This window comes from Mesorhizobium sp. CA7 (assembly GCF_020165015.1).
Taxonomy (GTDB): domain Bacteria; phylum Pseudomonadota; class Alphaproteobacteria; order Rhizobiales; family Rhizobiaceae; genus Mesorhizobium.
On sequence record NZ_JAIUHH010000005.1, the window covers coordinates 145,249 to 165,931 of the forward strand.

The 20,683-nt window shown below is 64.7% G+C and carries 15 protein-coding genes; 11 read left to right on the top strand and 4 right to left on the bottom strand.

The genetic code is table 11. The annotated features are described in order from the left end of the window. Positions 1-27 precede the first annotated feature (27 nt). From LB552_RS13005 to LB552_RS13015, 3 genes are all read left to right on the top strand, one after another. Entirely contained in the window at positions 28-2,079 is a 2,052-nt protein-coding gene (locus tag LB552_RS13005; RefSeq protein WP_224606352.1) for an ABC transporter permease, read from the top strand. 255 nt (positions 2,080-2,334) lie between these two features. Further along, the gene (locus LB552_RS13010) at positions 2,335-3,411 is read left to right on the top strand and encodes a pyridoxal phosphate-dependent aminotransferase (RefSeq protein ID WP_224606355.1); all 1,077 of its coding nucleotides are present in this window, start codon (positions 2,335-2,337) and stop codon (positions 3,409-3,411) included. Positions 3,412-3,433: 22 nt separating this feature from the next. Then, positions 3,434-4,351, top strand: coding sequence for an allantoinase PuuE (locus LB552_RS13015; RefSeq protein ID WP_224606358.1), 918 nt, complete (start codon positions 3,434-3,436; stop codon positions 4,349-4,351). Between the two features lie 27 nt (positions 4,352-4,378). Here LB552_RS13015 and LB552_RS13020 read toward each other — a convergent pair whose 3' ends face one another. The 4 genes from LB552_RS13020 to LB552_RS13035 all read right to left on the bottom strand — a co-directional run bounded on the left by LB552_RS13020 (position 4,379) and on the right by LB552_RS13035 (position 10,647). After that, complete coding sequence (locus LB552_RS13020; protein ID WP_224606361.1) at positions 4,379-5,281, bottom strand: SMP-30/gluconolactonase/LRE family protein; 903 nt, start codon at positions 5,279-5,281, stop codon at positions 4,379-4,381. 75 nt (positions 5,282-5,356) lie between these two features. Further along, positions 5,357-7,774 carry an FAD-dependent oxidoreductase gene (locus LB552_RS13025; protein WP_224606364.1) on the bottom strand — a complete coding sequence of 806 codons (2,418 nt, stop codon included), beginning with the start codon at positions 7,772-7,774 and terminating at the stop codon, positions 5,357-5,359. 146 nt (positions 7,775-7,920) lie between these two features. Then, positions 7,921-9,576: an ABC transporter substrate-binding protein gene (locus LB552_RS13030; protein ID WP_224606380.1), complete on the bottom strand. Its 1,656-nt coding sequence runs from the start codon at positions 9,574-9,576 to the stop codon at positions 7,921-7,923. 177 nt (positions 9,577-9,753) lie between these two features. Next, a complete protein-coding gene (locus LB552_RS13035) occupies positions 9,754-10,647 on the bottom strand; it encodes a LysR substrate-binding domain-containing protein (RefSeq protein ID WP_095768685.1) in 894 nt (297 codons plus the stop codon). A 169-nt stretch (positions 10,648-10,816) separates the two neighbouring features. On the opposite strand from LB552_RS13035, the gene LB552_RS13040 reads away from it, so the two are divergent. From LB552_RS13040 to LB552_RS13075, 8 genes are all read left to right on the top strand, one after another. Continuing rightward, the gene (locus LB552_RS13040) at positions 10,817-12,214 is read left to right on the top strand and encodes an MmgE/PrpD family protein (RefSeq protein ID WP_224606383.1); all 1,398 of its coding nucleotides are present in this window, start codon (positions 10,817-10,819) and stop codon (positions 12,212-12,214) included. Between the two features lie 7 nt (positions 12,215-12,221). After that, positions 12,222-13,463 (top strand): FAD-dependent oxidoreductase, encoded by a 1,242-nt coding sequence (locus LB552_RS13045; RefSeq protein WP_224606385.1) that lies wholly within the window; start codon positions 12,222-12,224, stop codon positions 13,461-13,463. Between the two features lie 20 nt (positions 13,464-13,483). After that, on the top strand, positions 13,484-13,750 hold the full coding sequence (locus LB552_RS13050) for a sarcosine oxidase subunit delta (RefSeq protein ID WP_263481601.1): 267 nt from the start codon (positions 13,484-13,486) through the stop codon (positions 13,748-13,750). Then, positions 13,747-16,602, top strand: coding sequence for a 2Fe-2S iron-sulfur cluster-binding protein (locus LB552_RS13055; RefSeq protein ID WP_224606391.1), 2,856 nt, complete (start codon positions 13,747-13,749; stop codon positions 16,600-16,602). The genes LB552_RS13050 and LB552_RS13055 overlap by 4 nt, the downstream gene beginning before the upstream one ends. Beyond that, entirely contained in the window at positions 16,603-17,184 is a 582-nt protein-coding gene (locus LB552_RS13060; protein ID WP_224606393.1) for a hypothetical protein, read from the top strand. Positions 17,185-17,186: 2 nt separating this feature from the next. Continuing rightward, positions 17,187-18,095: a dihydrodipicolinate synthase family protein gene (locus tag LB552_RS13065; RefSeq protein ID WP_224606396.1), complete on the top strand. Its 909-nt coding sequence runs from the start codon at positions 17,187-17,189 to the stop codon at positions 18,093-18,095. 7 nt (positions 18,096-18,102) lie between these two features. After that, entirely contained in the window at positions 18,103-19,071 is a 969-nt protein-coding gene (locus tag LB552_RS13070; RefSeq protein ID WP_224606414.1) for a D-2-hydroxyacid dehydrogenase, read from the top strand. A 62-nt stretch (positions 19,072-19,133) separates the two neighbouring features. Beyond that, positions 19,134-20,675, top strand: coding sequence for a trimethylamine methyltransferase family protein (locus LB552_RS13075; RefSeq protein WP_224606418.1), 1,542 nt, complete (start codon positions 19,134-19,136; stop codon positions 20,673-20,675). The last annotated feature ends 8 nt before the right edge of the window (positions 20,676-20,683 follow it).

Here is a 20,683-nt window from a genome sequence, read left to right on the forward strand (position 1 = left end):
GCATTTCGACCCTCATCGCGGTTCGTGGTGGAACCGGCGCTTCTGCCTTGGTGCGGCCTGGCCGTGCTGACGGCGCTTTGCCTGCTTCTCAAAACCGAGCTTCCCTGGCTGGTCAATTTCCCCAAGCAATGGACGCTGCCGCTGGCTACCTACATCAACGCCGTGACCGACATTGTCGTCGCCGTCATCCAACCAGCCTTCCGGGCGCTGTCCGCTTTGCTCGATGCGCCGATGCGCGGCGCGCGGCTGGCGCTCGCCTGGCTGCCCTGGCCGGCGGTGATGCTGGCGATCGCCGCCCTTGCGCTGAAGTCGGGCGGTGAGCGGTTGGCGATCTTCGCGCTCGCCACGCTCGCCTATATCCTGCTCGCCGGCTACTGGCCGCAGAGCATGAACACGCTGGCGCTGGTGCTGCTGGCGGTGCCGATCTCCACCGTGCTCGGCTTCCTGCTTGGCTTTCTGGGTTACGCCCGCCCGCGCTGGCGTCCGGTCCTGCTCGGCGCGCTCGACCTGATGCAGACGGTGCCGGCCTTCGCCTATCTCATTCCGCTCCTGCTCCTGTTCGGCTTCGGTCCGGTGGTTGGGCTGATCGCCTCGGCGATCTATGCGACGCCGCCGATGGTCCGCAACACCATGCTCGGATTGGACCGTGTGCCGGCGGCCATCAGCGAGGCCGGCTTGATGAGCGGCTGCACACGCCGTCAGCAATTCTGGCAGGTCGAGGTGCCGACTGCGCTGCCGCAGCTTCTCGTCGGCTTCAACCAGACGACCATGGCGGCGCTGTCGATGGTCATCGTCGCCGCCATTATCGGTGGCTTCGAGGATATTGGCTGGGAGGTGCTCTCCTCGATGCGCAAGGCCGAGTTCGGCCAGAGCATCCTCTCCGGCCTCGTCATCGCGCTGCTCGCCATCCTCATCGACCGCCTCACCATCGGCTTCGCGAAGGCGCCGGAGACCGGGCCGACGCCCGCCATGCGCTGGATGACGCCGCGCCGGTTGGCCTTGTCACTGGCGGGTGCGCTGGCTCTCGCCGTGGTCATCCGATTGGCCGCGCCAGATGCGGCGCTTCTGCCGGAAACCGGTCTGCGCATGCAGATGGGCGCCGTCAACCAATGGCTGCTGGCGCTCGTGCGCGACTACGCCTGGTTCTTCAACGGCGTGCGCAATGCGGTGCTCTACTGCCTGCTTCTGCCGATGCGCGTCGGCATTGCCGGCTCGGCGACGCCGGCAATGTGGGGCTTCACATTGCCATCTTCGGTGCTCGCCGCCTATCTCGTCCTGGTGCTGGCCTTGGCCGTGTTGGCGCTGCGCGGCTTCGGTTGGCGCGGGGCGCTGGCCGTGCTGGCCGCCGGCCTTGTTCTCTATACCGGCTTTCTCGATCTCCCCTGGCCTGCCTTCATCCTTGCCGTCGCGTTGCTTGCCGGCCAGGTGGCCGGGCCGCGGCTCGGTTTTTTCGCGCTTGTCGGCTTCGGGCTGATCCTGGTCAACGGGCTGTGGCCGCAACTTGTGCAGTCGCTCTATCTCTGCACGCTGGCGGTCCTGCTCTGCCTTCTGATCGGCGGCGCGCTCGGCACATGGGCGGCGCACAGCGATCGAGTCTCGCATATCCTGAAGCCGATCTGCGACGCGCTGCAGACGATGCCGCAATTCGTCTTCCTCGTCCCGGCGCTGATGTTCTTCAAGGTGGGCGAGTTCACGGCGCTGATCGCCATCATGCTCTACGCCATCGTGCCGCCGATCCGCTATGTCGAGCACGGGCTGCGGCATGTCCGTCCCGATGTCGTCGAGGCGGTCGAGCAGATGGGCGCGACGCCGATGCAGACCTTGCTGCAGGCCAAGCTGCCGCTGGCTTTGCCGGTCGTCATGCTTGGCCTCAACCAGACCATCATGGCGACGCTGTCGATGCTGGCAATCGCCGCGCTCGTCGGCACGCGCGATCTTGGCCAGGCAGTCTATGTCGCGCTCGGCAAGGCCGATGCCGGCATGGGCCTGATCGCCGGCCTGTCGATCGCCTTCCTGGCGATCCTCGCCGACCGGCTGATCCAGGCGGGCGTCAGCGGCAGGGCCGACGAAGTCAGCTGAATCTGACGCCACAAAGCCGCGAAACCGCTAAGTTATTGAAAAACAACATGATTGGTCCGGAGGCGCCGATAGCGGAGACTTCAGGCCGGCCTATGTGATCCAAGAAAAGAGCCTGGACATGGCCCCTCCCATGGGCCAGATTCCCGCAGTCATTGCACCGGCTAATTTTGCTTTGCGGCTTGGTCGCGGTGCCATAGCTTCCGTTCCGGAAGACCTTGCCGACAAATTTGGTCGCCAGACCTGCATGGATATGCCGTGCCTGTGAAAGCAACTACCCATGTCCAGGCCATGTCCGCTTTTGCCTTGGCGAATTTCGGTGGCTTCGACCGGCCCACGCTAGCCCAGAACGAGAGCGCCTTCCCGCCTAGCCCGAAGGCAATCGAAGCCGGCCGGGTCGCTGTGGCACGCAGCCATCTCTACCCGGACCCGGACTGGACCTTGCTGCGCGACGCGATCGCAAGATCCTATGGGATCGAGCGTGATCTCATCCTGTGCGGCGCGGGTTCGATGGAGCTAATTGCCTGCACCATCGCGGCCTTCGCCGGACCGGGCGCTGACGTGCTGGGTACGGACTATGCCTATAATTTCGCCGCCTCGGCGGCCGCGCGCGTCGGGGCGACCTATGCCAAAGCGCAGGAGCGCGGCTTTGAGGTCTCGATCGACGCCGTCCTGGCGGCGGTGACGTCGGGGACGCGTATCGTGTTCGTCTGCAATCCGGGCAACCCGACCGGCACGCGCATCAAGAACGCGGAGCTGCTGCGCCTGCGCGCCGCCCTTCCCGGCGACGTTCTCCTGATGGTCGACCAAGCCTATGGCGAATTCGACGATCAGGATCCGCAAGCCGTCTTCGCGCTGGCCGGGCGCGGCGACACCGTCATCCTGCGCAGTCTGTCCAAGGCATATGGGCTGGCCGGCGCGCGCATCGGCTGGGGCTTGTTCGCGCCGCGGATCGCCGCCGAGGTGCGCAAGATGCAGAACTCCAACCAGGTCTCGACGGTGAGCCTCGCCATGGCCGCCGCGGCGCTAGAGGACCAAGCCTATATGCGCGCAATCGTAACCCGCACCGCCGACATTCGCGACCGCTTCGCGCAAGGCTTGCGAGCCGGCGGATATGAGGTCCCCGAGAGCCGGACCAATTTCGTCCTGATCCGTTTTGCCGACGCGGCGGCAGCGGCCGCCGCCGACAGTGCCCTGCGCGGCGTCGACATTATCGTGCGCGGCCTCTCCGGTTACGGCCTGACCGACTGCCTGCGCATCACCATCGGGCCGCAGGAAGTCATGGACCGCGCGCTGCGTATCCTGACCGCCCTGCGCGGCCGGCAATGCTGGTAAGGGCTTCATCCGAGGGGATTTCATGACGTCAGACGCACCGTACCTGCCCGCCCGCGATTTCATCGGCTATGGCGAGCGGCCTCCGCCGGCCGAGTGGCCGGGCGGCGCAAAATTGGCGCTCAACATCGTCGTCAATTACGAGGAAGGTGCGGAATACTCGATCGGCGAAGGCGACGGCGTTTCCGAAACGATCCTGTCCGACCTTGCCGTCGCGCCCGCCGTGCCGGGCCTGCGCAACCGCAACATGGAATCGCTTTATGAATACGGTTCGCGTGTCGGCGTCTGGCGGCTCATCTCGCTGTTCCGGGACAAGGGCGTCATCCCGACCTTCTACATTGTCGGGCGCGCGCTTGAGATCAACCCGGCGGCTGGCAAGGCGATCGCAGCACTTGGCAGCGACATCGTCTGCCACGGCTGGCGCTGGATCGACTACGCCCCGCTCAGCGAGGAGGAAGAGCGCCAGCACATCGCCATGACGGTGGACACGGTGCGAAACATCACCGGCATCGATCCCTTCGGGTGGTACACCGGCCGGCCAAGCCTCAACACGAGAAGGCTGGTGGTCGAGCATGGCGGCTTCCTGTTCGACTGCGACGACTACAATGACGACCTGCCCTATTTCGTCGATGTCGGCGCCAAGCGGCACCTCGTCGTGCCGCACAGCTTCGACAACAATGACAGCCGCTTTTCGCGCGGTTCAGGCTTGGAGACCGGTAGCCAGTTCTTCGACTATGTCAGCGACGGCGTCGACTGGCTGCTGAAGGAAGGCCAGAAGACCCCGCGCATGATGACGGTGTCGCTGCATTGCCGGCTGGCGGCGCGGCCGGGGCGAATGGTCGGGCTGGATCGCTTCCTCGACAAGATCACCGCCAATCCCGACATCTGGGTCTGCCGCCGCTCCGACCTCGCCCGCCACTGGCTGGACCGGTTCGGCGGCTAAGCCACCGAGCCGTTACCAGCGAAGTCTCTATTTATTCGGCACCTCATAGACCTTGCCGTGCCAGGGTGCTGCATCGATCTGGTCGAGCGCCATCACATAAAGCACTTTCTCGTCCGGTCCGAAGGCGAAGTTCGGCATCGACGGCGACGGCACCGAAAGCGTGCGCAAGAGCTTGGCGTCTTTGTCCACGACGATGATCTTGCCTGGCGAGTCGAGCGAGCGCGGGCTCTGGCCGATATACATCTCGCCTTCTTTGTCCATCTTGATGCCGTCGGGCCAGATATGCGGCTGGTTCGGGAACAGATCGTCGAGCCGCAGGAACACGCGGCGGTTGCTCAAGGTGTGGTCGGACGAAACGTCGAACTCGATGATCCGGTTGTCCTCGGTCTCGACCAGATAGAGGATCTTGCCGTCATTCGACATGACAAGGCCGTTGGCATTGTGCAGGTCGCCGGCGACCTTCTTCACGCTGCCGTCCTTGCCGATGTAATAGGCCGAAGCGTCGATCAGCGGACCGCCCTTGCCGGAGCCGGTGAAATAGACGCCACCATCCTTGTCCGGCGCGAAATCGTTCGGTCCGCTGAACGGCTTGCCGTCCGTGTCCTTGTCATAGGCAGGCAGCGTCTTGCCGTCGGCCGAGATGCGGCCGATCGTGTTGTTGTCGTAGCAGGTGACGAGGAACTCGCCGGTGGTGGTCGGCAGTACGGCCGAGGGGCCGCAGCCATCCATCTTCCAGAAAATGTCGTTCTTCTTGCCGTCCCAGACAGTGACCGTGCCGCGGCCATATTCGACGTAGAACAGCTTGTCCTGATACCAGATAGGACCTTCGGCGAACCAGGCGTCGTCGTTGACGACCTTGATGTCGGCAGCATGAGCCGCGGACGTCAGGACCAGGGCAAGCATCGTGCCCAGCAAATGCCGTTTGATCATGCGATTCCCCTCTGTTTTGGTTGTTGGAAGTCCTCTTCGACTCTCGTGTGCTCCCAGTGGCCGGCTGTTCGCGCCTTACGACCGCAGCCGCTTGCCCTCCGGGTCGAAGGGCGGATGCGCGAGCAGCACCGCATCATGCGGCCGCCCGAGGATGGCGACAGTCACCTTGTCGCCGGCCTTGGCGGTTCCAGCCTTGACGTAGCCCATCGCCAGCGACTGAGCGACGAAATAGCCATAGGCGCCCGATGACACCTGGCCGATCGGCGTGCCGTCCGGCAGGAAGATCGGCTCGCCGCCGGTGGCGTCCGCGTCCTTGGCCGACACGGAAAGCATGATGAGTTCATCCCGCGCCGGCTTATCGGCGACGGCGAGATAGGCGTCGCGGTTGAGGAATTGCTTGTCCGTCTTGATCAGGCGATCGAGCTTGACCTCCTGCGGCCAGTATTCCGGCGAGTATTCGCGGCTCCAGCTGCCATAGCCCTTTTCGACGCGCAGCGACATCAGCGCCCGTGAGCCGACCGGCCCGGCGCCGACTTCCGCGCCCGCCTTGAGCAGCGCGCGGTAGAGCTCGACCTGGTCGGCCGACTTGCAGTGCAGCTCCCAGCCAAGATCGCCGGTGAAGGAAACCCTCAACGCCACGACATCGACGCCGGCGACGGTGATCTGCCGCGAGCGCATGAACGGGAAGGCCTCGTTCGACAGATCATCATTGGTGAGCCGCTGCAGGAGCTCGCGCGATTTCGGGCCGGCGACGTTGAAGCCGCCGAGATCCTCGGTACGCGAGCGGAAGGTCGTGCCTTCCGGCAGCGGCACCGATTTGAAGAAGCGCTGGTGGAAGCGTTCGGCCATGCCCGAGCCGATCACCATGAACTCGTCTTCCGCCAGCCTGGTCACGGTGAAGTCGCCGGCAATGCCGCCGCGCTTGCCGATCAGCGGCGTCAGGCAAGAGTTGCCGACCTTGGCCGGCATGCGATTGGCGAAGAGCGCGTTCAGCCAGGCTTCCGCGTCCGGCCCCTTTATCTCGTATTTGGCAAAATTGGAGATGTCGATGATGCCGGCATGCTCGCGCAGCATACGCGCCTCGCGGCCGACCGGCCCCCACCAGTTCTGCCGAGTGAAGCCGATCGTTTCCTCGCGCGGCTCGCCTTCGGCCGCGAACCAAAGCGGATGCTCCCAGCCGAAATTGAGGCCGAACACGGCGCCCATCTCCTTCTGCATCTCGTAAACCGGCCGTGTCCGCACCGGACGGCCGGCGGCGCGCTCCTCGTTCGGGAAATGGATCTTGAAACGGTGGCTGTACTGGTCCTGCACGCGCGCCTTGGTGAAGGCCTTGCCGGCCCAATGGCCGAAGCGCGCCATGTCCCAGCCGAACATGTCGAGCGAAGGCTCTCCCTCGATCATCCACTCGGCGGCGAGCTTGCCCATGCCGCCTGATTGCGAGAAGCCGGGGATAATGCCGTTGCAGCAGAAATAATTGCTGAGCTCCGGCGCCGGTCCGAACAGCACCGCGCTGTCGGGAGACCAGATCATCGGACCGTTGATCACCTTCTTGACGCCGGCGGCCGCGACCGCCGGCACGCGCTGGATGGCGCGCATCATGTTTTCCTCGATGCGGTCGAGATCGTCGGGAAACAGCTCGTGGCCGAAATCCATCGGCGTGCCGTCCTCGGCCCAGAATTTCATGTTGCGTTCGTAGGCGCCGATCAGCAGCCCCAAACCTTCCTGGCGCAGATAATATTCGCCGTCGCGATCGGCGACCGATGGCAGCCGCCGTCCCATCGATGCGATTTCCGGAATGGTTTCGGTGACGAAATACTGGTGCTCGGTCGGGATCAGCGGGAGTTGCAGCCCAGCCATGGCGGCGACCTCCCTGCCCCACAGGCCGGCGGCGTTGACTACCCATTGGGTGCGGATATCGCCCTTTGGCGTGCGCACGATCCAGCTGCCGTCCGCTTGCGCCTCGGTCGCCGTGACCGGGGTGAAGCGATGGATTTCCGCGCCGCGCTGCCGCGCCCCCGCGGCGTAAGCCGCCGTCACGCCCGACGGATCGACATTGCCGCCCTCCGGCTCATACATGATGCAACGAATGCCGTCGAAATCGACCAGCGGATGCAGTCGCTCCGCTTCGTCGCGACCGACCTCGTAGAAGTTCATCTTGTAGCGCCGCGCCTTGGCTTCCTGCAGCCGCAGCTGATGCTCGCGGGCCTCGGTCTGGGCCAGATAGAGCGAACCCGGCTGGAAGATACCACAGCCCTGGCCGGTCTCCGCTTCCAGCTCCTTGTAGAGCGCCATCGTGTAGTGCTGCAGCCGGCTGATATTGGTGGAATCATGCAGGCCGTGGATGTTGGCGGCCGCGTGCCAGGTCGAACCGGAGGTCAGCTCGCTGCGTTCCAGAAGCACGACATCCGTCCAGCCGAACTTGGCGAGATGATAGAGGATCGAGCAGCCGATCAGACCACCGCCAATGACAACGGCTTGTGCATGAGTACGCATATCGAGATTTCTTCCCTTTGTTCGGCGACTTTGCTTCGCGCTCTTTGGCAGCGCTATGGCATTTCAATTAGCTGACTGATCGGTCGCAGTCGCCAGCGAATTCAGGGGCGCAAACCGCGCCCCTGAATGGTGTTTGAGCTGCCGGTCTAGGCCCTATCCAACCACACCTTGTCGAGCTGCAGTTCGAACGTCTGGTGCATGCCGAGGTTCTTCACATAGGTGGCGTGGTGGCGGTAGAGCGAGCGCCAGAACGCTTGGACCAGGATGCCGGAGTCCTGCAGGATGAACTCCACGTCTTTCATCAGCTCCTTGCGCTTGGCCGGGTCGGCGATGGCCATGGCTTCGTTGAGCTTCTTGTCGAACTCCGGATTGGCGTAGCCGGACTCGTTCCACGCCTCACCGCTGCGATAGGCGATCGCCAGCACCTGCACCCCCAGCGGCCGCATGCCCCAGTCGGTGGTCGACCACGGATATTTCGTCCAGTCGTTCCAGAACGAGGAGCCCGGGATGATGGTGCGCTTGACCTTGAATCCGGCGTCGCGCATCTGCGCAGCGACGACATCGGCCGGGTCCTTCACATAGTCGGCGTCGTAGGAGATCAGCTCGAATTCGTGATCCGTCTGGCCGGCCTCGGCCATCAGCGCCTTTGCCTTGGCCAGGTCGCGCGGGACTTTGGGCAGTTCGTAATATTCCGGGTGGATCGGGCAGACATGATGGTTTTCGGCGATCTGCCCCAGGCCGCTATAGCCGAGTTTCAGCACCGTCTCGTTGTCGACCGCAAGCTGGATGGCGTTGCGCACGCGCTTGTCGTCATAGGGCTTGTTGGTCACGTTGGTGCGCAGCACGATCGTGCCGGCGGTGACAACCTGCTCCTTGACCAGGCCCATGCTGTCATAGAGATCGACCGTGCCGCCGACCGTCTGGTAGTTGCAGTCGATCTCGCCGGCCTCGAAGGCGCTGCCGATGGCGGGGTTGGATGCGTCCGATCCGTAGTCGATCCAGTCGACGCCGTCGAGATAGGGCTCGCCGCCGAACCAGGTGAAATCCTTGCGCCGCCGCACCGAGGCGGATTCGCCGACCTTGTAGGAGATCAGCTCATACGGGCCGGTGCCAGGCGTCTTCAGCATATTGGCGCCGTTCTTGTCGAAGTCGCGATGGACGATAACCGCCGGATAGTCGGAGAAGCCCGGGATGATGGTAACGTCGGACTGATTGCATTTCAGCTTCACCGTATGGTCGTCGACCTTGGTGATGGCGCCTTTGGTAGCTTTTTTCGTAGCGGCGTCGATCAGCGAGCCCATGCGCCCGGCCATCGAGTTGCCCTCGGCCGCCTTATCGCACCAGCGCTCGATGTTGTAGACGATGTCGTCGGCGTTGAAGTCGTCGCCATTCGACCATTTCACGCCCTTGCGCAGATGCAGCGTGTATTCGGTGGCGTCGTCGCTCACCTCCCAGCTCTCGACCAGATGGCCCTCGAAGGTGAAGTCGGTGGTGTAGCGGATCATGTAATCGTTGCACTGGCGCATGACATTGGCGATTTCCGACCAGTCCCAGGCGCGCGGATCCTTCATGTCCTTGATGATCATCTGCATCTTCAGGATGCCGCCCTTCTTGCCGGGCACGGCTGCCGAGGCCTTGGCCGGCTCCATCCCTGCCATCGCATAGGCAAGCGCCGTTGAAGCACCCATCACGCTTGCCATGGCTAGGAATTCGCGGCGGTCCATCCGCCCGCCTTTGACTTCAGCTGCGTAGCTTTCGATGACCGCCGGCACGCGGTCACCGTTGCTCTTGAACATTGTCATCGTTGTTCTCCGGTTCAGGGCTTTCCGCCCGTTGGATTCCCCTTGCGGCTCAGCATGTTAGGGGTGATGCAAAAATCGCGGAAGGGCTCGACCCTTCACAAACCGCAGAAAACCGGCCCTTGAGGCCTAAAAAAACAATGGCATTGGCTAGCTAAATTTTTGAAGGAGCGGATAGCCCTATGGTCGGGCGGCGTCTTCCTTGGCCCTGGACAAGATCCATTCCCTCACTGTTCGGGCGATATTTCCCTTCGAAAGCTGGCTCTCGGTGAGATAGTAATTCCAGGGACTTGGCGGCCGCACCGGAAACGGCTCGACGAGAAGCCCGCGGCGCATATAGGCATGCGCCAGCGAGCGCTGCGTGGCAACGAGCCCCGCCCCCATCGCGGCGAGCTCGAGCGCGATGTTGGAGGCGTTGGTCGACAGGCCCTTGTCATGGTCCTCCATGTCAACGCCGAGCGCCTCGGTCACCGCCTGCCAGTATTCCTGGCGGCCATGCACGAAGATCCAGTCCACCTTTAGCATGTCCTGCGGCGTCTTCAGCGCATGCTCGCCCTCGAGCAAGGCAGGGGCGCAGAGCAGCACCAGTTCGTCGTTCCAGAGCGGGATCGCCGCCGGCGGCCTGTCATCGAAACGCCGCGTGGAGATTGTGATGTCGGCGATCTGCTCGTTCAGATCCTCCCAGATCGTGCCGTGCAGGACGATCTCGATCTCAGGATGCCTCTTGCGGAAGGCGGCCATGCAGCCCGCCAGCCAGTTTTCCGCAAGGCTCATCGGGCACGAAACCACGACTGTCCGGTTGCGAGAGGACGCGACGATCGCCTCAGTCGCCTGGTCGATCTGGTCGAGCGCCTGGCGCAAGGTCGGCAGGAACGCCTCCCCCATCTCGGTCAACTTCAGGCTGCGCGGATAGCGGATGAACAGCTGCCGGCCGATATAATGTTCGAGCGCGCGCACATGCGTGCTGACCGCGGCTTGCGTGTAGCCCAGTTCCTTGGCAGCGGTGGTAAAGCTCAGATGCCTGGCCGAGCTCTCGAACGAGCGGATATAGTTCAAGGGGGGTGGCGGCTTCATCCCGGTCTCCTGTTCCACAGTCGCCTAGCTATCGCATGGGCAACCGGGCGTTCAATCGCAGACAAGCGACATGGCATCAATATTTTTGGCCAAAGCCGCCAAACTAATCGCGTGCCTGCGCGATGAACCCAATTTAATGATGTTGTGAGAAGACAGGGGAGATAAGCGCGTGGCTGTGCCGTCATACCGGCGTGAGGGGCCTGTCGTCAGTTCCGATACGTTCACACGCCTGGCCGATTTCGTGCTGCGGCGTCCAGCTTCCGTCTTCCCTCAGCCGGTGCTCGAACAGGCCCGTTACCTCCTGCTCGACACGCTGGGCATCGCCGTTGCGGCAGGACCGATGGAGGCAGGCCGCATCGCCCGCGACGCCGCCGTCCTGCTCTATGGCTCGGGCGACCCGCAATATTCCGCCCGCATGCTGTTCGACGGACGGCGCGCCAGCATTGCCGGCGCGGCCTATGCCGTCGCCACGCAGATCGACAATCTCGACGCCCACGACGGCTACAGCCCCACCAAAGGCCATATCGGCGTGGCGGTCGTACCGGCGCTTGCAGCACTCGCGGAGGCGAGGCCCGACCTCACCGGGCCGGAGGCGCTGGCGTCCCTGGTCGTCGGCTACGAAATCGCCGGCCGGGCCGGCATCGCCTTGCATGCGACGGTGAGCGACTATCATACCTCCGGCGCCTGGAACGCCCTGGGCGTTGCGGCGATCGCGGCACGGCAGCGGCGGCTCGACGAAACGCAACTGCGCGAGGCGCTGGGCATTGCCGAGTATCATGGCCCGCGCAGCCAGATGATGCGCGAGATCGCCACGCCAACCATGCTGCATGACGGCTCCGGCCTCGGCGCTCTCGTCGGCCTCTCCGCGGCGGTGCTGGCCGAGCGCGGCTTCACCGGCGCGCCGGCGATCACGGTAGAGGCGCCGGAGGTCGCGACCCATTGGCAGGACCTCGGCGTCTTCTGGCAGTCGCTCCATCAATACCTTAAACCCTACCCGATCTGCCGCTGGGCGCATGCGGCCATTGATGCCGTGCGTGGACTTTGCCTGGCGCACAACCTTGCCCCGTCCGACATCGGCCATGTCCAGGTCAACAGCTTCCACTATGCCGCAACGCTCTTCGACGGCATGCCGGACACGACCTCGAAGGCGCAATACAGCCTGCGCTTCGCCGTGGCGACCTTCATCCTCCATCGGCGCATCGGGCTCGAGCATATTTCCGGCTCCGGGCTCGTGGACGCCACGGTCGCGGACATGCTGACGCGCATCACCGTGACCGAAACCGAGCGCCACAGCGCCCGCTTCCCGGCCGGCCGCTGGGCCGACGTCGTCATCACGACGACGGACGGACGTGTGCTGGCGTCCGGCGACGTGCATGCGCGCGGCGGCCCGGAAGCGCCGATGACCAGGCAGGACGTCGAGGCCAAATACATGGAGTTCGCCGCGCCCGTGCTCGGATCTAGCCGCGCCGCTGCGATCCGCGACGCGGTGCTTTCGCTCGACGACCGCAACAGCCGCTTCTCCGATCTCTCGGCGCTGCTCTACGATCCTCCCAAGATTTCGAGCTGAGCGCGCAATGCCCCTCAGGCTCCTGAAATACGGTCTCAGCAGGGACTATCCGGTGAGCGGCGACATCCCCGCCACGCCCGAGCTGAAGCCGGCCTATGACGTCGTCATCATCGGCGGCGGCGGGCATGGACTGTCCTGCGCGCATCATCTTGCAAAGTACCACAGCATAAAGAGTGTGGCGGTGCTGGAGAAAGCCTATCTCGCCGGCGGCAACACGGCGCGCAACACCACCACCATCCGCTCCAACTACATCACGCCGGAAGGCATCGCTTTCTACAAAGAAGGCGTCGAGCTGTTCGAGCGGCTCTCGCACGAGCTCGATTTCAACGTCATGTTCTCGCAGCGCGGCCAGCTTACGTTGGCGCATAGCGAGGCGACGATGCGCAGCTTCCACATGCGTGCCGAAATGGGCAAGCATATGGGCACGCGCACCGAGGTCGTCGACCAGAAGGGCGTCGAGGAGCTCTGTCCGCTTTTGAATATGGACTATGGCGGTCCGCTCGAAATCCTCGGCGGGCTCTGGCATGCCGACGGCGGGACGGCGCGCCATGACGCCGTCGCCTGGGGCTACGCCGCCCAGGCGTCGCGACGTGGCGTCGAGATCCACCAGCGCACCGAGGTGCAAGACTTCGAGGTCGTCGGCGACCGGGTTCAGGCCGTCAAGACGAACAGGGGCCGCGTCGCTTGCGGTCAGGTGCTGATCGCCACCGGCGGCATGAACTACGACGTGGCCCTGATGGCAGGCGTTGAGCTTCCTATCCGCTGCTATCCGCTGCAGGCAATGGTGACCCAGCCCTTGAAACCCTGGCTGCACACGCTGGTCTCGTCCGTTTCGCTGCACACCTATCTCGTGCAATCCTCGCGCGGCGAAATCGTCATCGGCGGCGGCTCCGATCCCTACCAGCTCTATTCGACGCGCTCGACGCTCGACATGAAGGAGCATCTTGCCGAAGGCGCCGTCCACCTCTTCCCCTTTCTGCAAGGTGTGCGCCTGCTCCGGCAGTGGGCCGGCATCACCGACATGACGCCGGACTACAGCCCGATCATGGGTGCCAGCCCCCTCGCCAATCTCTGGCTCGATTGCGGCTGGGGCACCTGGGGCTTCAAGGCGACGCCTGTCGCCGGCAAGCGCATGGCGCAGACCATCGCCGACGGCCGGGTGCCCGATATCCTCAAACCATTTGCATTGGAGCGCTTCGAAACCTTCCGGCTGCTCAATGAAATGGGCGCGACTGCCGCCAGCCATTAGCCATGAAACCACACTGACCGATGAAACTGCTTCCCTGCCCCATGAACGGCCTGCGCAACATCGACGAGTTCCAGTCCTTTGGCCCGGTGCGTGCGCGGCCGGATCCGGACGCAACCGCCGATACCGAATGGTCGCGCCATCTGTTCCGCGCCGAGAACCGCAAGGGCATCGTGGTCGAGTGGTGGCGACACGTGCCGAGCAACTATTTTTTCCTGGCCGAACGCGATCTCGTGAGCAACGAGATCATCTGCACCTTCGATGCGTCCGAGCTGCGGGACCGCGCATGAACCGGCTGCTCGCCCCTTTCGGAAGCCGCATCGATCGAAGCCGGCCTATCCGCTTCACCTTCGAAGGCAAGCCTTTTAAAGGCTATGAAGGCGACAGCATCGCCAGCGCCCTCGCCGCTTCCGGCCAATGGGTGTTGTCGCGCTCGTTCAAATATCATCGACCGCGTGGCATCCTGTCGATGACCGGGACCGACGCCAACGCGCTGGTGCAATTGCCATTCGAACCGAACGCTGCAGCCGAGCGCACGCCGATCAGAGAAGGGCTGCGGGTCAGCGCGCAGAACGTCAACGGCTCGCTTGAGCGCGACCGCGATGCCATCATGGACAGGTTCGGCCGCTTCCTGCCGGTCGGGTTCTACTACCGCACGTTCATGGGTCCGCGCCGCGATAGCTGGCTGAAATTCTGGGAGCCGGTGATCCGTCGCAAGGCGGGCCTGGGCGTGGTCGACACCAAGGCCCCGCACCGGCATTTCGACAAGACGCATCTGCATTGCGACCTGCTCGTCGTCGGCGCCGGCCCGGCGGGATTGAGCGCCGCGATCGCCGCTGCTGAAGCTGGCGCCGATGTGGTGCTGTGCGACGAGAATCCTGAGATCGGCGGCTCGCTGAGCTATGGCCGCTACGATCCGACCATCCTCTCCGGTCTATTGGCAAGGCTCGAGTCGCTGCCCAATCTCAAGGTGCTGACCGGCACGGTCTGCAATGGGTGGTATGAAGACAACTGGCTGCCGCTGATCGAGGGCGATCGCCTCTATCGCACGCGCGCTCGCGAGGTGATCCTGGCGACCGGCGCCATCGAGCAGCCAGCCGTCTTCCGCAACAACGACCTGCCCGGGATCATGCTCGGCAGCGCCGCCCAACGGCTGATCCGGCACTATGGCGTGCGCCCTGGCACCAGCGCCGTGGCGCTCGCCGCCAATGACGACGGCTACCGGACGGCGCTCGACCTGCTGGATGCGGGTGTGTCGGTCGTCGAGCTTGTCGATCCGAGACCCGCTGGCGAGGCCGGTCCGTTGGAAACCGAACTGCGCAGCAAGGGCGTCACCATCCGCAAAGGCGCGACTATCGAAGCGGCGGAAGGCACAGTCGGAAATCGCCATCTTGCCCGCGTCCGTGTCGGCGGGAGCTGGATTGCTTGCGACCTGCTGACGGTTTCGATCGGCCAGGCGCCAGCATGGCAATTGCCGTGCCAGGCCGGCGGCAAGGTCGGCTATGATGCCGGCATGCAAACGATGACGATCACGTTGCCGAAAGGTCCCGTCCATCTCGCCGGCGCCGTTGCCGGATCGGATGATCTTGAGGACGCGATCGCCAGCGGCCGGCGCGCGGCGGCAGCAGCGCTCGTGCGACTCGGCCATGCGGTCGCCGATGAGCCTCAGGTCACGGCGAAGACCATTCGGCCGCGCTATGTGCAGCCGATTGTCGCCGACCCCAAGGGACGTGACTTCGTCGACTTCGACGAGGATCTGCAAGTCAAGGATCTGCAGAACGCGACCAAGGACGGCTATCGCGAGATCGAGCTGGTAAAGCGCTTCACCACGGTCGGCATGGGCCCGAGTCAGGGTCGCCATTCGGCCTTGGCGACCGCCCGCATCGTCGCCGAGGCAACCGGTCGCACGGTCGGCGAGATCGGCATCACCATGGCGCGGCCTCCTGTCGGGCCGGAAACGCTCGGCGTGCTTGCCGGTCACCACGAGGCGCTGGAGCGCCGCACGGCGCTGCATGCAAGGCACATCGCGCTGAACGCCGCAATGAAGCCGGTCGGCGCATGGTGGCGGCCTTATTACTATGGTGACGCAAGCAGCGCTGACGAGTCTGTCCGCCAGGAAATCCTGGCCGTGCGCGAAGGCGTCGGCCTGCTCGATGTCTCGACGCTCGGCAAGCTGGAGATCCGCGGGCCGGATGCCGGCGAATTTCTCGACCGCCTCTACACGATGGCGCATGCCAATCAGCCGGTGGGTCGTGTCCGCTATTGCCTGATGCTGAACGAGATGGGCTCGGTGGTCGACGACGGCGTTGCCTACCGGATGGCCGAGGATCAGTTCTATGTGACGGCAACCACCGGCGCCGTCGCGCGCGTCTATGCCGACATGCTGTTCTGGAATGCCGAGTGGCGTCTGAAGGTCGACGTGCTCAACCTCACCGGCGCCTTCTCCGGCCTCAACGTCACCGGACCCAAGGCGCGCCAGGTGCTCGAAGCGCTGGAGAGCGACATCGACTTCAGCCGCGACGCCTTCCCCTATCTCAGCGGCCGCGACGGCACCGTCGCCGGTGTCCCGGTCCGCGTGATGCGCATCGGCTTCACCGGCGAGCTGAGCTATGAATTGCACTGCCCTTCGAGCCTGGCGCCGAGCCTCTGGGATGCGGTGATGGCGGCGGGCCGGCCGCATGGCCTGCTTCCCTACGGACTGGAGGCGTCGCGTATACTGCGGCTGGAGAAGGGCCATATCCTGATCGGCCAGGATACGGATGCGATCACCACGCCTGAAGAATTGGGGTTCGGCTGGGCGGTCTCGAAGAAGAAGCCGTTCTTCGTCGGCAAGCGCTCTATCGAGATGCGCGCAAGGCTCGGCCATACCCGCAAGCTGGTCGGCCTGCAATTCTCCGCCGGCGCCCGCAACATTCCCGGCGAGAGCTGCCTGGTGCTGCGCGGCGGCGCGCCTGTCGGCCAGATCACCTCGGTGGGATTTTCACCATCTCTAGGGACACACATCGCGCTCGCCTATGTCCATGTCGACGACCAGGCGGAAGGCAGCCGCGTGACGGTGAAGTGCCGCAATGGTGAACTGGTCGAAGTGCCGGTCGTCGCCCATGCCTTCTTCGACCCGACCAACGCGCGGCAGGAGATCTAGATGGCCGCCAGCACCGCGATGCGCATCTACCCCTTCATGCCGGGCGGCGCGGCCGGCAGCACGAAGCTGATTTCCGGCGCGGTCGTGCTGAGCGACCTCACGGGCCGCCCGCGCTTTGGTCTGAAAGGCGGCGGCAGTGCCGCCTGGCTTGCCGCGCAGGGCGTTACGCTGCCGGCCGTCAACCGCATCGGCGACCACCGCGGCATGCGGGTTCTGCGCCTCGGCAACGAGGACATCCTGCTTCTCGCGGAGGACGCCGGCGAGACTCTCGCCGAAGTCAAAGCGGCCTGGCAGGCCGCGACGGCGCCGAAAGGCTACTCCTCATGGCGCGAGGAAGGCTGGGCATGGATGCGCCTTTCCGGTCCTGGTTTTGCCGAAGCGATGAGCGCGCTTTGCGCGCTGGACCTGAGACCGCAAAAATTCGGCGCCGACGATATCGCCCAGACACGCGTCGGCCATATCGAGGCCGTGACGTTCCGTTCGCCGGCGGGTTTCGACATACTCTTCGACGTCACCGCTTCGGCCTACTTCGCCCGCGCCGTCGCGGCTGTGGCCGGCCACACAGACCAGCATAGAGGATAGTCATGACCCGCCCGCAAGGAACCATCGCCCCGATCCTGACGCCGTTCGAAGATGACGGCCGCATCGCGCGCGATCTGTGGATCTCCCACGCCAAATGGGTGCTCGGCCAAGGCGCGCATTTCCTCTCGCCCTTCGGCACGACGGGCGAAGCGCTCTCGGTGTCCTTGCGCGAGCGCATGCAGGCGCTGGAATGGCTGGTCGAGGCCGGCATCGCGCCGGACCGGCTGATGCCCGGCACCGGCGTCACCGCGTTGCCAGAAACGGTCGAATTGTCGGCCCATGCCGTCGATCTCGGCTGCGCCGCTGTCATGGTGCTGCCGTCCTTCTTCTACACCGGCGCCGGCGACAACGGTCAGGCGCGCTACTACAGCGAGCTGATCGAGAAGGTGGCAAAACCTTCGATGCGCGTGATCCTCTACCACATCCCGCAGAACTCCGGCGTGCCGGTCAGCCCTGCCCTGGCGGCCAGGCTGAGCAAGGCGTTCCCAAACACCGTTGTCGCCTACAAGGACAGCGCCGGCGACTGGAACAACACCGCCGCCGTCATCGCCGCCGCGCCCGATATCTCGGTCTTTCCGAGCTCCGAGGCGCAGCTCACCAAGGGTCTGGCGAGCGGCGCGGCCGGCTGCATTTCGGCCACGGTCAATTTGAACGCCGCCGCCATTCGCCGCCTCTATGACGCGGCCCGGCAGGGCGAGGACGTCGCCGAAGCCGATGGCGCTATCAAGACGTTCCGGAAGGTCATCCAGGATGCCGGGTTGATCCCTGCGATGAAGGCGGTGCTTGCGGTCAAATCCGGCGACCGGCGCTGGCTGAACCTGCGCGCGCCGCATGAGAATGCGACGCTCGAGAACGGCCGGGCGCTGCTTGCCGTCCTCGGCAGCGCCGCCGATCATATCGGCCGCGATTGAGATCGCGATGTCGGCGCGCCCAACAATCATCCTGCACACCGACAAGCCTGCCGGCGCGCTCGCGGTGCTTGCCGAGACACATCCGGATCTGGATGTTCATGCCTGCGACACCTATGCCGGCCTTCCCGCTTTGATCGAGCGGACCGCCGCGGAAGTAGTCTATTCGATCCGCTTCGACGGCACGCCGCACTATCCGCGCCAGGCCCTCGTCGAGAGCCCGACGGTGAAATGGGTGTCGATCGGCGGCTCTGGCACCGACCATCTCGGTCGCTGGGATCCGAATCATGTGACGGTGACGAACTCGGCCGGCGTCGCCGCCGGTATGCTGGCCGAATATGCGCTCGGAGCCATGCTCTCCTTCTCGCTCGACCTGCGCGGTTTCGAGCGCCGGCAACAGGCCCGCCAATGGGGCGGCGGCCGCGTCGAGCCGATCGAGGGTAAGACCGTCCTCATCGTCGGCCTCGGCAAGACCGGTGAGGCCGTCGCGCGCCGCGCGCAGGCGATGGGCATGCGCACCCTGGGCATCCGCGCGCGACCGAAACCGATGCCGTCGCTCGACGAGGTGCATGGGCCCGACGCGCTGCTGCCTCTGACCGGCCGTGCAGATTTCATCGTCTGCTGCGTGCCTCTGCTGTCCACCACGCGCGGCCTGCTGGGCGAGGCCGCTTTCGCCGCGATGAAGCCGTCCGTCGTTCTCATCGATATTTCGCGCGGCGGCGTCATCGAGGAAAAGGCCCTTCTCGCCGCGCTTGATGCGGGGCGGATCAAGGGCGCGGCGCTCGACGTCTTTGCGACCGAACCGCTCCCGGCGGAGCATCCGCTCTGGAGCTACGACAACGTTGCCGTCACGCCGCATTGCGCTGCGGTTTATGACGGCTGGGACATCAAGTCGGTGCGCATGTTCGCCGACAATCTGGCGCGCTACCGCAAAGGCGAGCCGCTGGAGAATGTGGTCAATCCGGAACGCGGCTACTGAAAGCAATTCCAGGAAAAGTGCAGCGGTTTTCCGGGCGAGAACAAGAATCGAAGGGGAATGCTATGTCACAGGACAGGCGCGGCGGTGGCCGCAGATCGAAGCTCGGGCGCGGTGGCGGCGGCATCGCGCAGCTGCCGTGGCAGAGCGTCAAGAACCCCTACCCGCCTATGCAGCTGCTTGACGAGGAGCGCATGGAGCAGTTGCACAAGACCTCGATGCGCATCCTGTCGGAGCTCGGGATCCGCGTCATGAGCGAAAAGGTTATGGACCTGTTCGCCAAGGCTGGCGCCATCGTCGATCGCGAGGAGCGGACCATCCGCATCGACGAGAGCATCGTGACGGAAGCTCTGAGCAACGTGCCCTCCTCCTTCACGCTGACCAGCCGCAATCCGGACAAGCAGATCCATTTCGGCGGCAATTCACTGGTTTTCGGCCTGGTCGCCGGTCCGCCCAATGTGCATGACCGCATCAACGGCCGCCGTCCGGGCAACCTCCCCGACTACCAGAACTTCATCCGGCTGGCGCACCACTTCAACGCCATCCACATCATCGGCAACCAGGTGGTGGCGCCGATCGAGCTGCCGGCGAATTCCCGCCATCTCGACACCTACCATGCCAATCTGACACTGAGCGATCTCTCCTTCCATTGCACGGCGATCGGCCGCGCCAGGGCGATGGACGGCGTCAACATGATGGCGATCGCGCGCGGCATCTCGGTCGAGGAGATGCGCGCCTCGCCGGGCGTCACCACGATCATCTCGATCAACTCGCCGCGCCTGTTCGATGACGCGATGGCGGAAGGCCTGATCGCCATGGCCGAGCACGGCCAGCCGGTGACGGTGACGCCCTTCACGCTGATGGGCGCGATGACACCGGTGACGCTGGCCGCCGCGCTCTGCCAGCAGAACGCTGAGGCGCTGTTCGGCGTGACGCTGACCCAGCTCGTCAACCCCGGCACGCCGGTGATGTATGGCGCCTTCACCTCCAATGTCGACATGAAGTCGGGCGCGCCGGCCTTCGGCACGCCGGAAAACGCCAAGGCCAACATCATCGCCGGCCAATTGGCGCGGCGCTACAACCTGCCCTACCGCACCTCAAATGCGAATGCCTCCAACGTGGTCGACTTGCAGGCCGCCTACGAGACCGAAATGGCGACATGGGGCGCGGTGCTCGGCGGCGCCAATTTGGTCTATCACGCCGCCGGCTGGCTCGAGGGCGGGCTGACGGCGTCCTACGAAAAGCTCGTGCTCGACGTCGAGATCCTGCAGAACATGATGGAGTTCCTGCGGCCCTTGCCCTTCCAGGAGGACGACCTCGGCTTCGAAGCCATCAAGTCGGTGCCGGCCGGCGGCCATTTCTTCGGCGCCGAGCACACCATGTCGCGCTACACCACCGCCTTCTACCAGCCGATGCTCTCCAACTGGCAGAACTACGGCGCCTGGCAGGAAGCCGGCGGCAAGGATGCGCTGGAGCGGGCGACAGAGCTCTGGCAGCAGGCGCTGCACGACTATGAGGAGCCGGTCATGGATCCCGCAATCCGCGAGGAGCTCGACGCCTATGTCGCGCGCCGCCGCGAGGAGATCGCCGCCAATCCGGAAGCTTAGGACACTAC